General features: G+C 60.5%; 15 protein-coding genes and 1 pseudogene. 5 read left to right on the forward strand and 11 right to left on the reverse strand.

Translation table 11 applies throughout. The features are described from left to right. The first annotated feature begins 109 nt into the window (after positions 1 to 109). The 3 genes from N0P34_RS10800 (at position 110) to N0P34_RS10810 (ending at position 3,498) form a co-directional block, all read left to right on the forward strand. Positions 110 to 718, forward strand: a complete 609-nt coding sequence (locus N0P34_RS10800; RefSeq protein ID WP_275603255.1) for a hypothetical protein — start codon at positions 110 to 112, stop codon at positions 716 to 718. 604 nt (positions 719 to 1,322) lie between these two features. Continuing rightward, positions 1,323 to 2,762, forward strand: a complete 1,440-nt coding sequence (locus tag N0P34_RS10805) for an IS1182 family transposase (protein ID WP_275603256.1) — start codon at positions 1,323 to 1,325, stop codon at positions 2,760 to 2,762. 211 nt (positions 2,763 to 2,973) lie between these two features. After that, positions 2,974 to 3,498, forward strand: a complete 525-nt coding sequence (locus tag N0P34_RS10810; protein WP_275603257.1) for an HD domain-containing protein — start codon at positions 2,974 to 2,976, stop codon at positions 3,496 to 3,498. Between the two features lie 206 nt (positions 3,499 to 3,704). Here the strand turns inward: N0P34_RS10810 and arsK are convergent, their stop codons facing one another. The 6 genes from arsK to N0P34_RS10840 all read right to left on the reverse strand — a co-directional run bounded on the left by arsK (position 3,705) and on the right by N0P34_RS10840 (position 8,112). After that, entirely contained in the window at positions 3,705 to 4,916 is a 1,212-nt protein-coding gene (arsK, locus tag N0P34_RS10815) for an arsenite efflux MFS transporter ArsK (RefSeq protein WP_275603258.1), read from the reverse strand. Positions 4,917 to 4,922: 6 nt separating this feature from the next. Beyond that, on the reverse strand, positions 4,923 to 5,666 hold the full coding sequence (arsH, locus tag N0P34_RS10820; RefSeq protein ID WP_275603259.1) for an arsenical resistance protein ArsH: 744 nt from the start codon (positions 5,664 to 5,666) through the stop codon (positions 4,923 to 4,925). Beyond that, positions 5,623 to 6,045: an arsenate reductase (glutaredoxin) gene (gene arsC / locus N0P34_RS10825; RefSeq protein ID WP_275603260.1), complete on the reverse strand. Its 423-nt coding sequence runs from the start codon at positions 6,043 to 6,045 to the stop codon at positions 5,623 to 5,625. The genes arsH and arsC overlap by 44 nt, the downstream gene beginning before the upstream one ends. A 49-nt stretch (positions 6,046 to 6,094) precedes the next feature. Continuing rightward, a complete protein-coding gene (arsB, locus tag N0P34_RS10830; RefSeq protein ID WP_275603261.1) occupies positions 6,095 to 7,171 on the reverse strand; it encodes an ACR3 family arsenite efflux transporter in 1,077 nt (358 codons plus the stop codon). A gap of 64 nt (positions 7,172 to 7,235) precedes the next feature. Beyond that, positions 7,236 to 7,769: an arsenate reductase ArsC gene (locus tag N0P34_RS10835; protein WP_275603262.1), complete on the reverse strand. Its 534-nt coding sequence runs from the start codon at positions 7,767 to 7,769 to the stop codon at positions 7,236 to 7,238. Next, the gene (locus N0P34_RS10840) at positions 7,759 to 8,112 is read right to left on the reverse strand and encodes a metalloregulator ArsR/SmtB family transcription factor (RefSeq protein ID WP_275603263.1); all 354 of its coding nucleotides are present in this window, start codon (positions 8,110 to 8,112) and stop codon (positions 7,759 to 7,761) included. Before N0P34_RS10840 ends, N0P34_RS10835 begins: the two co-directional genes overlap by 11 nt. Before the next feature lie 47 nt (positions 8,113 to 8,159). Here N0P34_RS10840 and N0P34_RS10845 point away from each other — a divergent pair, with 47 nt between their 5' ends. Continuing rightward, the gene (locus N0P34_RS10845) at positions 8,160 to 8,675 is read left to right on the forward strand and encodes a DUF6428 family protein (protein WP_275603264.1); all 516 of its coding nucleotides are present in this window, start codon (positions 8,160 to 8,162) and stop codon (positions 8,673 to 8,675) included. 208 nt (positions 8,676 to 8,883) lie between these two features. Here the strand turns inward: N0P34_RS10845 and N0P34_RS10850 are convergent, their stop codons facing one another. Genes N0P34_RS10850 through N0P34_RS10870 form a run of 5 tightly spaced genes read right to left on the reverse strand, consistent with a single transcriptional unit; the run spans position 8,884 to position 12,387 of the window. Continuing rightward, positions 8,884 to 9,552 (reverse strand): VIT family protein, encoded by a 669-nt coding sequence (locus tag N0P34_RS10850; protein WP_275606962.1) that lies wholly within the window; start codon positions 9,550 to 9,552, stop codon positions 8,884 to 8,886. Positions 9,553 to 9,578: 26 nt separating this feature from the next. Beyond that, complete coding sequence (locus N0P34_RS10855) at positions 9,579 to 10,886, reverse strand: ATP-binding protein (RefSeq protein WP_275603265.1); 1,308 nt, start codon at positions 10,884 to 10,886, stop codon at positions 9,579 to 9,581. After that, positions 10,883 to 11,557, reverse strand: a complete 675-nt coding sequence (locus tag N0P34_RS10860) for a response regulator transcription factor (protein ID WP_275603266.1) — start codon at positions 11,555 to 11,557, stop codon at positions 10,883 to 10,885. The genes N0P34_RS10855 and N0P34_RS10860 overlap by 4 nt, the downstream gene beginning before the upstream one ends. Beyond that, positions 11,538 to 12,122, reverse strand: a complete 585-nt coding sequence (locus N0P34_RS10865) for a cytochrome b/b6 domain-containing protein (protein ID WP_275603267.1) — start codon at positions 12,120 to 12,122, stop codon at positions 11,538 to 11,540. Before N0P34_RS10865 ends, N0P34_RS10860 begins: the two co-directional genes overlap by 20 nt. Beyond that, positions 12,115 to 12,387, reverse strand: a complete 273-nt coding sequence (locus N0P34_RS10870; protein ID WP_275603268.1) for a PepSY domain-containing protein — start codon at positions 12,385 to 12,387, stop codon at positions 12,115 to 12,117. Before N0P34_RS10870 ends, N0P34_RS10865 begins: the two co-directional genes overlap by 8 nt. A gap of 319 nt (positions 12,388 to 12,706) precedes the next feature. Here N0P34_RS10870 and N0P34_RS20145 point away from each other — a divergent pair. Continuing rightward, positions 12,707 to 13,243 (forward strand): annotated as a pseudogene (locus tag N0P34_RS20145) (tyrosine-type recombinase/integrase). Positions 13,244 to 13,565: the final 322 nt, after the last annotated feature.

Raw genomic sequence — 13,565 nt, forward strand, 5'->3', positions numbered from 1 at the left:
GCATGGGGCACTGTCAGACACATGCAGTTGTGGCGCACCGCTGACTTGGAGCGATCGCCACATGTGGGTTTGCAACAGGTGCCCTGCTCCCATCTGGGAGGACCCTCCAATGCCGCCCGCCAATGCGATGGACCTGCCTTTTCAACGATACATGTTGGGAAGGTTCGGAAAACGTGACGAAGCCCCCTGCCCGCTATTGGATGAAATTCCGGTGGAGACAATCGCTGGTTTTGTCGAAGCGCTCGGATTGCTTTTCGAGCACGGAGCACTCCCAACAATGCCAGGCACCACCTCTCTGCAAGAAAAAGCGACTCTTCGAGAGCTTGGATATTCAAAGTTGGTTGGCGGGGCGGGTTCCTGCGATTTCACAGATATCGTTTCGGGCTACAGAGTAGCCACAGGGATCATTTGCCCTAAGGAGCCCATTGCGGCGCTGGGCTTCATCAAGGACGCCCCAGCGCTCTTCAGCCGGGGGCGGAAGGAGCTTTTGGCTTTTCTTTGTGACCGACTTGGTTTGGCGCTGGGGTATCCCGTCCACGACCTATGGAGGTCCGAATACATTGACATTGATCAGTGTGCGGCTGAAGTCCGAATGCCCGTGAGAGATGTCATCAAGGAGATACGTGCAAATGGATGGTCGGGCCTTTGCTATCCTTGGGCTGACCGGCTTTTTGTCCCTGTCGACGTTCACTGGCAGTTGCAGCAGATCGCTAAGTGACTGACCTCTCTGATCCAAATCCAAGACGGCATCGGCAGTTGGGTATCGGGAAGATTCGACTCCCAGTCCCCTCATAGTGCCCTCCGTGATTGTTGCGGTTAGCTCGAGCCATTGGGAAGGCACGTTGTTGCCGCATTGCTCTGCCAGCGATAACTCGGGCCAATAAAGCGATCAGGCCATCAACGCGATCATGATCGCCTCCACCGTCTGGATAATGGGTGGCGTGGGTTCCGGGTAACCCAATTGATCGCGATAATGCTTCGACTACCTAATGCTTAGGTTGCCTAAACCTTAGGGCGTATTCCCAGCAGGCGTGGCCCGCTCAGGCATTACCGCCACAGTCACACTCGCGAAGACCATGCGGCCAAACGCTGCTTCAGTGGCAAGCTTGGACCCCAAGGGGTCGCGTGCTGACGGTCTGCCACCGGCGCCCTACCCTACCTTTCCGATTTGGGGTGGATGGCTAGGCTGCCCGACCGCTCTTGGCACACAGACCAGAGAAAGCTGCTATTGGAAGTCCTGTCGTATTACGACGGCAATGCGCCCGAGGCTGTGTGAAAACCCGTAATGATGCTATGATCTGGCACTGCTTCGGGGGTGCCATATGGGTTGTTTCGTTGAAGCTGCTGACCGCCACCAAGCGAGCTTTTTGCCGGCGTGTCTTGAAGACTATGTTGATGCGGACAACCCGGTCCCCATCATTGACACCTTTGTGGATGAACTTGAGCTGGCCGAACTGGGCTTTGCCCGCGTGCAGCCGGCAGCGACTGGCAGACCCGGCTACGCCCCCGGCACAATGCTCAAGCTCTATGTCTATGGCTATCTGCATCAGTTGACCTCGAGCCGGAAACTCGAGCGCGAGGCTGGCCGCAATATCGAGCTGATGTGGCTGACCGGAAAGCTGGTGCCGGACTTCAAGACCATTGCCGACTTCCGCCGCCACAATGCCGGCGCGATCCAGATCGCATGTCAGCGCTTTGTTGCCATCTGCCGTGCTCTTGGTCTGGTCGGCGGCGGTATGGTCGCAATCGATGGATCACGCTTGCGGGCGGTGAACACGCACGAGAAGAACTACACCAAGGGCAAGCTGGCGCGGCGCAAGGCCCATGTCGAGGAGAGCATCGCGCGCTATCTGGCCGAGCTTGAGAAAGCCGACCGAGCGGAGACGGGACCGGCTACGCCGCGCATCGTGCACCTGACGGAGCGACTGGCATCGCTGCGGGGTCGGCTTGGCGAGCTCGAGGAGATTGGCCGGCAACTGCAAGGCGCTCCCGATGAGCAAATCTCGCTCACCGATCCGGATGCTCGAGCCATGGCGACCGGCAGCGATCATCGCGGGGTCGTCGGCTACAATGTGCAGGCGGCCGTCGATACCAAGCATCATATCGTGGTCGCCAACGCGGTGACGAACCGCGGCCACGATCGCTCGCACCTGTTGGAGATGGCCAAGGCTGCACAGGCCGAGACGGGCGCCTCCGAGATGATCGCCCTTGCCGATCGCGGCTATTACGAGGGCGAGCAGATCCGCTCCTGTGCCGAAGCTGGCATCATCCCGATGGTGCCCAAGCCCAATACCTCACCGGCTCAGGCGCGTGGCTTTTGGGGCAAGGCCATGTTCGTGCATGAGCCTGAGACCGACACCTATCGGTGCCCCGCCGGCCAGCAATTGCAGAAGCGCTTCGCCCGAGTGGAGGGCGGCAAGCTCATCAGCGTCTACTTCAACCAGAAGGCCTGCAGCGCATGCACGTCGCGTCCCCTGTGCACGGCCGGCAAGGAGAAGCGCATCCGGCGATGGAAGCATGAGGCGGTGCTCGATGAGATGGAGCGCAGGTTCGAAGCGATGCCCGAGGCGATGGCGGTCCGCCGCTGTACTGTCGAGCACGTCTTCGGCACCATCAAGGGCTGGATGGGTGCCACTCACTTCCGAACGCGGGGGCTCAAGAACGTCGCCACCGAAGCTAGCCTGGCAATCCTGGCCTACAACATCAAGCGCGCCATCGCCGTCGCCGGCGTCGTTCCAATCCTCCAAGCGATAAGGGGATGAAGCGGTCCCGCTGATGCTATCGCCTCAAGCTCACGCCAAACGCTGCCGCGAGTTCTCACACAGCCTCCGCCCCATTCCGGCCGTCCGACGCGACCTCGCGCTTTGCTAAAGCGGACATAGCCGGATCACCCAACTGACGGCCGGAACGGGGTGGGTTGCTGACAGGCGGCTTTTGGTGTTGCTATCGCGATAAGCTGCAGCGGATACGCAAATGCTAAGCATAAGGGAAGCAAACATTCTGATCCAAGAGCACCTTGGTGAAGGCCTGCGAGCACGCCATTCTGTGTTTGTAGGCTTTCTCATGGCTCGCCTTGCACCAATGCTTGGCGAAGATTCTATGCTTTGGGAAGTAATAGGGTTAGTTCATGATCTTGACTTCGACGCTACCGCAGGGGATCGAAGCCGCCACGGCCTGCTGACGGCCGAATGGCTAGAGGACGATTTGCCAGATGTGGCTCTGTTGGCCATCCGGTCCCATGATCATAGAACCGGCATTATCTCCGAGACCGCCTTGGCTCTCGCGCTCAAGCTGGCCGATGCAGTCGCGGCAGGAGAACTTGACATTGGCAGAGAAGGAATGGTTGAGGCCCTTAGTGCCGCCTCGCCAATTGACCGGCTTGAAGAAGTCTTGTCAGCTCGGCCTTACCTTCCAAAACTGATAGTTCAGCCTGCAACTGAGCTTTTGATCCCATTGGAGGCGGTCGCATCAATATGCCGAACCGCACCAGAACAATAACAACTTTAAGTGAGCGTCAACGCTACCTCAAATGTCTGAAATGGGGTCGGTTGCTGCCAGTCGGCATCGCGCCCCATTCCCGCCGTTCGGACCGCATTTTTGATTTCCCGAAACCTGCCAGTCCGCTTTGGCCGCCCCCAAGGCCAAATTGGGGTGGTAATCGGCCAGTCCGCTTATGGTGAATAAATCTGACAAGTGGACCGTTCTTACGCCACCTGACCAATACCGGCAGAGGATCCGAGCTTCGCACGCCGCCATACTTCTGCGAAGACCGCAACACAAACGGTACCCGCTATTGCGAGCCACCAAAGCGAAGGCTTTGGACCAAGGCCTCCAAGCGCGACGGAGAACGCAACGGGTGCTACTGCAGAGAGACACAGCCGGCCCAGACTGATCCAGCCAAGCCGTTTGCCGAAGCCCGACCTGCCGAAGAGGGCTAAAGGTAGAGTGCCTGACACGATGCTGAAAAGGCCGGTGCCCAAGCCGAACACGACCGCAAAGGCCATCGCGCCGGGAATTGATGGCGCTGAAATAGCCAGCACAACCAGAGCAAGGGGCATCATCATCGCCGATACGACTGCAAGAATGGGCGCTGACAATTCCTTGCCGAACGTCATGTTGATCAGGCGGCTGGCAACCTGGGCAGGGCCGAACAATGTGGCCACGAAAACGCCGCTCGCGCCAAGGCCTAGCATCCCGAGCATCGGAACGACATGGAACAGGATGGCCGCCGAGACGAAGCCGGCCAGCGAGAAGCCGACCACGACAAGAAGGAAGACAAAGTCACCGCCTGCGATGGCAACGGGTTCAGCCGTGGCAGCTTCGACTGGGCGTGTGGCGGCGATCCGGGCGAACCGTGTCAACCAAAGATGGAGTGGCAGACAGACGACCAGATTGAGGGCAGCGAATAGGAAATAGACCTGGTGCCAGTCCAAGCCCTCGAGGAGCCATGTGGTTAACGGCCAGAAGATCGTCGAGGCGAAACCGGCGATCAGGGTGAGATAGGTGATGCTCCGCTGCGCCCTCTGGCCGGTTGCCTGTGCCAGCAATGCAAATGCGGTGGCATAGAGGACGAAGGCCGAGGCCAGTTCAATGAGCACGACGCCGGCCAGGAAGAAGGCGGCGTTATTGGCGAGACCGCAAATGGCCAAGGCGACGGCGGCACCCACAGAACCGAAGGACAGCACCTTGGCGGCACCGTGGGTGTCGGCCAAGCCGCCGGCATAGGGCGAGATCACGCCACCGGCTAGCAGGGCAAGTGACATGAAGCCATAGATCCATTCGACGCCGAGCTCGAACTCGCCTGCGATCCCTGGCGCCAGAATGCTGAAGCTATAGTAGAGGGTGCCGTAGCCCACGATCTGGGTGACACCTAGGGCACAGATGGCACCGGCGTTGGAATGGTATGTGGTCGACATGTCTTTCTAGATCGCCTTGAGGCCGACCCGCTCCTCGAGTTTGGCAGCCGTTTCCTTGCGCTCGGAATATCGGGACGTGAGGTAGCCGGAGACGCCGCGGTTGATCAGCGTAAACTTCACCAGCTCCTCGCAGACGTCGACAACCCGATCATAGTAAGATGACGGTTTCATGCGTCCCGCCTCGTCGAATTCCTGAAAGGCCTTGGCGACAGAGCTTTGGTTGGGGATAGTCACCATCCGCATCCAGCGCCCGAGAATGCGCATCTGGTTCACCGCGTTGAACGACTGCGATCCGCCCGAAACCTGCATCACTGCAAGGGTCCGGCCCTGCGTGGGTCGGACGGCGCCGCCGGGCAACGGGATCCAGTCGATCTGGGATTTCATCACAGCACTCATGGCGCCATGCCGTTCCGGGCTTGTCCACACCTGGCCCTCGGACCAAAGCATTGCCTCGCGGAGTTCCTGCACCTTGGGATGGTCATCAGGCGCATCGTTCGGCAGCGGCAGGCCATTGGCGTGGAAGACCCTAACTTCAGCACCGAAGGCCTCCAGCAGTCGCTGGGCCTCGAACGTCAGGAAGCGGCTGTAGGAGCGCTCGCGAAGGGACCCATATAGCATCAGCAGACGCGGCTTGTGGTTCACGACCGGGGCGACAAGCTGGTCGAAATCCGGAACCTCGAATGCGGCGGGCAAGATATTGGGCAGGTCAGACAATACGCTTTCCTTCGGCGTCGATGATGACTTCGCCATCTTCCTTGGTGAACGGGCCGATGCCCGGGTTTTCCAGGATGTCCAGCACAGCCTCGGACGGCCGGCACAGCTTGGTGCCGAGCGGGGTGACGACAAAAGGCCTGTTCAAAAGAATCGGGTGCTGGCCGATGGCGTCGAGCAGCTCTTCATCGGTCTTGGCGGCGTCGCCCAGCCCGAGCTGTTCGAAGGGCGTGTCCTTCTTGCGGAGCGCCTCCCGGACGGTCAGCCCGGCGTCCGCGATCAGGCGAATGACCGTCGCCCGGTCGGGCGGCGTCTTGAGATACTCGATCACGGTCGGTTCGACACCCGATTGTCGGATCATCGCCAAGGTGTTGCGGGACGTTCCGCAGTCGGGATTGTGGAAGATGGTGATGGTCATGATCATTCCAAGATTTTGCGATCGGCGGCGGTGGACATGGGAGCAAGCGTTAGGGTCGGCTGGTAGCCATTTCGGCGGAGCCCGAGAAGTATCGCCGACCCAGCCACAGGGCCAAGTGGACGAGGACGACGAGAACCGGCACCTCCACCAGGGGCCCGATGACCGCAGCGAAGGCGACCGGTGACGCCAGACCAAAGGCTGCGATGGCGACGGCAATGGCCAGCTCGAAGTTGTTGCCGGCTGCCGTGAATGCGATCGCCGTCGAGCGCGGATAGTCCTTGGCGATCCACTTGCCCATGAAGAAGCTCACGGTGAACTGGATCAGGAAGTAGATTGTAAGCGGCACGGCGATGAGCAGGGCATCGAACGGCAGGCGGACAATATCGCCGCCCTTGAGGCTGAACATGGCCACGATGGTGAAGAGCAGCGCCAACAGGGTTATCGGACTGATCTTGGGCAGGAAGACCTGTTCGTACCAGTCGTCGCCCTTGGCCCGGATCAGGAAGAAGCGGGTCAGGAAACCGGCCAGGAACGGCACGCCCAGGTAGATCAGCACGGCTTCGGTGATGGTCCAGAAACCGACATCGATGACGCTGCCCTCGAGCCCGAACAGGGGTGGGAGCACGGCCAGGAACAGCCAGGCATAAGTCGAGAAGAACAGAATCTGGAAGATCGAGTTGAAAGCGACGAGCCCCGCCACATATTGGTTGGAGCCGCCGGCGAGCTTATTCCAGACCAGCACCATGGCGATGCAGCGTGCGAGGCCGACGAGGATCAGGCCGGTCATGTATTCGGGATGGCCACGAAGAAAGACGACGGCCAGCAGGAACATCAGCACGGGGCCGATGATCCAGTTCTGCACCAGCGAGAGCAGCAGCACCCGCTTGTCGGCAAACACCTCGTGCAGGGCTTCGTACTTCACCTTGGCCAGCGGCGGGTACATCATCAGGATCAACCCAATGGCGATCGGGATATTGGTCGACCCGACCGACATCGAGTGGAGGGCATTGGGCAGTCCGGGGATAAGGGAACCGAGCGCCAAGCCCAATGCCATGGCGGCAAAAATCCAGACGGTGAGATAGCGGTCGAGGAAGGATAGGCGCGCGGGCGCCGGATCGAATGACATGGGGCTCTAACCAGGTTCAATGAAGGGCCGGCATGAAGCCTGGCCCTTGTTTGCGTGTGCTGCGTCAGGCGACGTTAGATGACCTGGTGGTGGTGCCATCCATGGCGCCGATGCCCTCGAGCTTGGAGTTCAGCGCCATGCGATCGATGCTGGCCAGCGGCAGATTGATGAAGGCGCCGATCCGGTTGCGAAGGTAGCGCAGGGCATCCTCGAAGGCGGCGCGTTGCTTGAACTCGGGGCCATGCACGGCTGCCGGATCCTCGATCCCCCAGTGCGCGTTCATGGGCTGGCCGGGCCAGATCGGGCAGGTCTCGCCGGCGGCGTTGTCGCAGACGGTGAAGATGAAATCCATTTTCGGCGCACTTGGCACCGCGAACTCGTCCCAGGCCTTTGAGCGCAGGCCTTCAGTGGGAAGGCCGACCTTGTCGAGCGTTTCCAGCGTCATAGGGTGGACTGCGCCCTTGGGGGTAGAGCCGGCGGAAAAGGCACGGAAGCGGCCCTGGCCGACATGGTTGAGAATGGCCTCACCCAAGATCGAGCGGGCGGAATTCCCGGTGCAAAGGAACAGGACGTTGTAGACGCGATCTTCAGCAGACACAGGCGGTCTCCTTCTGGGCAGGGGTGCATGCGGCCACGGCGGGTGCGCAAATCTCGGGATGTCCGGAGCAGCAGTCGCGCATCAGGAATTCCACCAAACCGGCCAAGGTGTCGTAGCTTGCCGTATAGATGATGGAGCGGGACTCGCGGCGCGAGCTGATGAGGCCCGCGCGTTCGAGATGCGACAGGTGGAACGAGGCGCCTGAGGATGACGCGCCAACGGCATCGCCGACCGCACCAGCCGACAAACCTTCCGGGCCGGCCTGCACCAATACGCGCACCATGCGGAGGCGAGTTTCCTGCGACAGGGCGCCAAATGCATCGAGGGCTTGCGGTTCTTCCATGTTCATCTCAATGTCTCAAGAATCGTTGAAACAACGGATATCGCAACATGAACGCTCACGCAACCGTCCCGTTTGTCGAAGTCGAATCGACCTTGGGAGCCGTGCTGGCCCGACTCGAAGGCCATGACGCATTGCCGTTGACCATCGAATACGATGGTAGAACCGTACAGGCCGGCTATCATGTCACCGAGGTTAAGGCCGGCTCGTTCGTCACCTTGGATTGCGGCGGGAACCCCGACGCCTGGCAGGAGACTATGCTGCAGGTCGAGGACATTCCTGCCGATGGCAACAAACCCATGATGACCGCGGGCAAGTTCCGCTCGATCCTGGCGGCGGTGGACAAGAAAGTCCGCCTAGACCACGACGCCAGGCTGACCATCGAGATCGGTCGCCCGGGCGAGGCCATGCGTGTGTTCGACGTCGCCGACCTGTCCATTACTGAAGGGCCGCTCACGCTGACGTTGGCTGCACGCGCTGCCATTTGCAAGCCGCGTCACCGTGCCCAGCAATCAATGGCTGCCGCATGCTGCGCGCCATCGGACAAAGCACCGAGTTGTTGCTAACCTCGGCGCCCTAGCGCCCATGCCGAGAATCTTTGTCCGAATGGCAGGTTTCGGGAAATCGCTGGCCGGTATCCAAGGACCGGAATGGGGTCGGTTTCGGACCGAGAGTTCTAGGCGCCAGGATACCGGCGGAGTCGGGGTGGGTAACGGACAGTCCGCTTTTCGCGAGTATCCCCTGATGAGCAGACATGTATGGCGCATGCTAGAGTTAGGCACGGACCCCGAACAACGCGCCGATCGCCCCCGTAGCAGCCATGGCGATGGCACCCCAGAACACAACTCGGGTAGCTCCACGAACGACACCTGCGCCACCGGCTGAGGCGCCCAGCGCGCCCAGGACTGTCAGCCCGACCAAAGTCGTGCCGGCCACGACCAGGTTCGCCTGTGCTGCAGGGGTGAAATAAGCGACTGCAATCGGCACTATGGCGCCCGCAGCAAAGGTCAGCGCTGAGACCAAAGCGGCTGTGACCGGCTTCGTCTCCACTGTTTCGGAAATACCCAGTTCGTCGCGGGCATGCGCGGCCAGAGCGTCTCGAGCGGTGAGCTGCCCGGCAACCTGGCGTGCCAAGTTTTCATCCAGGCCCCGAGATACATAGATTGCGGTCAGTTCATCGAGTTCACCGGCAGGATCGGCAGCTAGCTCGCTGCGTTCGCGAGCAAGGTCGGCCTGTTCCGCGTCATATTGCGAGCTTACCGAGACATATTCGCCCGCCGCCATGGACATGGCACCTGCGACAAGCCCCGCGAACCCGGCGATCAGGATCGCCTTATGGTCAGACCCTGCCGTGGCCACACCGACGACAAGGCTGGCGGTAGAGACCAAACCATCATTGGCCCCCAGCACCGCTGCGCGAAGCCAACCGATGCGATGAACCATGTGCACTTCCGAATGGGTTAATCGGCTCACGTCGGAATCTCCGAGTTGAAGTGGATCGAAGCGACCATGCCGGTCGCATTGCGGTGCTGCACCAGCCGGGCGCCATGCAGTGTCAGGACGCGCTCAACGATGGCCAGGCCTATACCCAGGCTGTCGGACGGCCGCATTGAAGCGTCTGCTTGTCGCTTGCGGTCGATGATGGAAATGATTGGACCGCCGGTAACGCGCACTGTGATCTCGGTCCCAGGAGGAGAATGGCGGACAGCGTTCTCGATAAGGTTGCGGCAGGCATCCCGAATAAGGCTCGGAATGATCAATACCATGGCCTCAACGTCCTTTTCGAAGGCGATGGTATCGCCGCGGGCCAGCACCCAGGGGGCGACGGCGCTTACGACATCCTCGCACAGTTGCGCCAGGTTCGTATCCTGGAATTGCCGCTCATTGATGGCCTCAAGCCGGGCCAACGCTGTCAGCTGCGCCACGAAATCGGAGAGTTCGTCGACATCGGCCTCCGCCTTGCGTGCCTTTGGGCTGTCGATGCCCGACAGCTCGAGCTTGATGATGGCCAGCGGTGTGCGTACCTCGTGCGCGATGGCCGATGTCAGCATGCGCTGGCCGCGGATCAGGTCGCCCGATCGCTTAAATGCACGGTTTACCGCACCGGTCAGCCGGCTGATTTCCCGCGGCATGGTGCCGGTCGGCAAACCCTCGCCGACTTCAAGCGGATCTAGATTGTCGGCAGCCTGCGCTGCTGCCTCCACCGGGCGCAGGGCGGCGATGATCGAGACAATGGCGCCCCCCACTGCAAACAACAGCAGCAGGCTCATGGGGACCACCAGATGGTCCAGCACCTCGTGCCAGAACACGCCCCAGATCAGCCCCTCGCTGTCGCCGACTGTGGCAAACTCCACCATAAGCACCTGCCCGTCACGCTCGACCGTGCCGCCACCGGCAACATGCAGCGGTTTGCCCGGCTGAATGAAGCGCACCCAGAAATCCGGCGGCCGGACGGTGCGAGATAGAAAATGGTCTTCGCAAGCAGCATCGCATGCCGAAAACAGGATCGTACCGTCGACCGTGCGCACGCGCGCGAAATAGCCGCGTCCGGGCGCAAAGAGGTCGGCCATCTCGTCGGGCAGAGCATAGCGCGTCGCCGAGCCATTCGTCACCTGGCCCTCGCCGAGCTGGTCGACCTGCTGCTCAATGAGCAGACGGCCAAGCTCCTCGTCGTTGAAATAGTAGTCGGCCACGACCAACGCCATCTGGGCCAAAGCTGCGATGAGGCCGAAGAAGACGATGCGGATGGCAGCGATCTGCCAGAGCGGCCGTGTCACGAAATGGTCCTCAGCAGATAGCCGACGCCACGAATGGTCTCGATGGCGAAGCCGGTGGGCGCAGCCTCGAGCCGCTTGCGCAGGCGGGATACGGAGAGTTCGACTGCATTGGCGCTCCGCTCGTCGCCGAATTCGGAAAAGCTGTGCTCGATCTTGCGTTTGGGCACGACCTGATCGGCCTGGCGCATTAGCATTTCCAAGAGCCCGCGCTCCCGCGGCGCCAGATCGAATATCTCGTCCCCACAGCGGACTGGCTCGCCCGAGAGCGGCAGCACCACATTGCCGACCACCAGCTCGGGCATGACCGCCTGCGGCGACCGGCGCAGCAAGGCGCGGATACGCGCGATAAGTTCGCCATTGTTGAAGGGCTTTGCCAGGTAGTCGTCGGCGCCGGCATCGAGCCCGTCGATGCGCTCGTCGACCGCACCTCGCGCCGTCAGCACAAGGACCGGCACCTGCATGCGCTGCTTACGGATGCGACGCAGCACGTCGAGGCCGTCTATGTCCGGCAGACCCAGGTCGAGGATGGCGATGTCGTAGGGCACTTGGCGCAAGGCTTCGTATCCGTCTTCACCAAGTTCGAACGCATCGACGAGCCAGCCGGCATCGCGCAGCGTCTGGCCCGTCAGATCGCGTAACCGCGCATTGTCCTCAATCAGCAATATCCGCATCGTGTGCGCCCAAAGCCCGTTTCCTGCCGGTGATCATGGCCCATGGCAGATTTTCCCCGTGCCGGACGCTTTCTATCACGGCGGCGGCGACATGCAGAATAGCCAGCGCCATGACGGAATTGGCCAGAAGGCCATGGAGATCCTCGACCCATTTTACGCCCCAAAAGGCATCGAGACCCATCATCCAACCCGTAAGACCCAGCCCGGTCAGAACGGCCATCAGCGCCAGCATCATCAATGCGCCTAGGGCAGAGTGGCCGAGCTGCCGTGCATCCTCGCCGCGCCACAGAGCGTAAACATGGGTGATCACTCGCCGGGGCGTGGGGAAGAAATCAGAAAAGCGGGCATGCCGCGTGCCGACAATCCCCCAGACCAGTCGAGTGGCGAGCGCTGCGACTACGACATAGCCGGTAAGGCGGTGGGCGTATTTGCCGTGTTCAAAGACCCAGAGGTTGAGGACCACTCCGGTCACGATTGTCCAGTGAAACAACCGGACCACTGGATCCCATACCTTGACGGTGGCGGCGGATGTATCCGCCGCCGCAGGGAGTGTTACCTTAGCCATCGATCTCGGCCTCGACCACATCGCCGGTTACGGGGTTAAAATAGACTTCGGCGCGCTTGTTGTCCTTGGTGAAGCCGTAGATCTCGTAGCAGTTGCCAGTCACCTGGAAGGTCTTGATCGTATAGCCCAGTTCGCCGACCTTAGCCTTCATCGCGTCTTGGCTTATCCACTTCTCCTGCGGCTCGGCGGTGCAGGATGGGCTGGCCATGGCCACGGCGGGAGTGAGGGCGACCAGGCCGAGAACCAGTGCAGTCTTGAGCATCATTTGCAGTCTCCATCTGCGCCGCTTCAATGCGGCGATGACGATGGGATAAGAGCTCCAACCTGTCGGGATGCTGTCGACCGACGAAGATCGACGACCATTCACACGTCCGCTTTCCAACGGGGCGCATGAGCTGTCAAATGGCGACTATGGGGGCGGCAACTTCCCTTGCTAAGCCTGCCACAATCGTTTTCTCTGTGGCCGCTTTGGCCGATGGAGAAATGTCATGGGTATCGCACATTACGACCCTGCTCCTGCAGGAAGAACTGCATGGAATGCCGGCATAAAGGTTGGCGCCAAGCGCGCTTTGAAAGTTAAATAGATGTGGTCAATCCGGTTCTTCCTGGATCGCGAGGGCAGGTTGAGGGACCAGGCGTTATTAGACCTCGCGCTCGACAGCGAGCTTCGAGGCTGCGATCTAGTGAAAATCAAGATTGGCACACTCGTGGCCGGACCAGCGATCCGTACACGATCGATGGTGATTCAACAAAAGACAGAACGGCCTGTTCAATTCGAGATCACGTCTGACACGAGGGCCAGCTTGCTGGCTTGGCTGGGGCGCCGCGGAGGCACTGTCGAGGATTTTGCGTTTCCCAGTCGTATTGCCGGGAATGGCCATCTTAGCACGCGTTAATACGCGAGGCTCGTCACCGAGTGGGTGACAGCAATCGGATTGCCGTCGGCAGAATACGGTACTCATTCGATGAGGCGGACCAAAGCTTCGCTCATCTACAAGGCGACTGGGAATCTTAGAGCCATTCAGATCCTGCTTGGTCACAGCAAGATCGAGAATACGGTTCGCTATCTAGGGTTAGACGTCGACGACGCTGTCTCCTTAGCAGAGGCTACGGAAATCTGAGGTAACCACCTTCGCCGGCGCGCATCAAATGCCGTCGGCGAAGCGCCCCATTCCCGCCGTTCGGACCGCATTTTTGATTTCCCGAAACCTGCCAGTCCGCTTTGGCCGCCGCCAAGGCCAAATTGGGGTGGGGAGCGGACGGTCTGGTTCTGTCAGACTTTCATGAGTAAGCTGACATATACTTGCTAGGCCAGCGGATCACTCGCACATCGCCGACCGATGGAAGGTATATGTGGTGAGTAGAGTTCGTCGAAAGAATGCCTCTCTTAAACTGCCGTCTTTGCATCTTCATAAAGAAAAATTCGTTGCGTCGCTGGCCAAC

Source organism: Devosia sp. FJ2-5-3 (assembly GCF_029201545.1).
Taxonomy (GTDB): domain Bacteria; phylum Pseudomonadota; class Alphaproteobacteria; order Rhizobiales; family Devosiaceae; genus Devosia.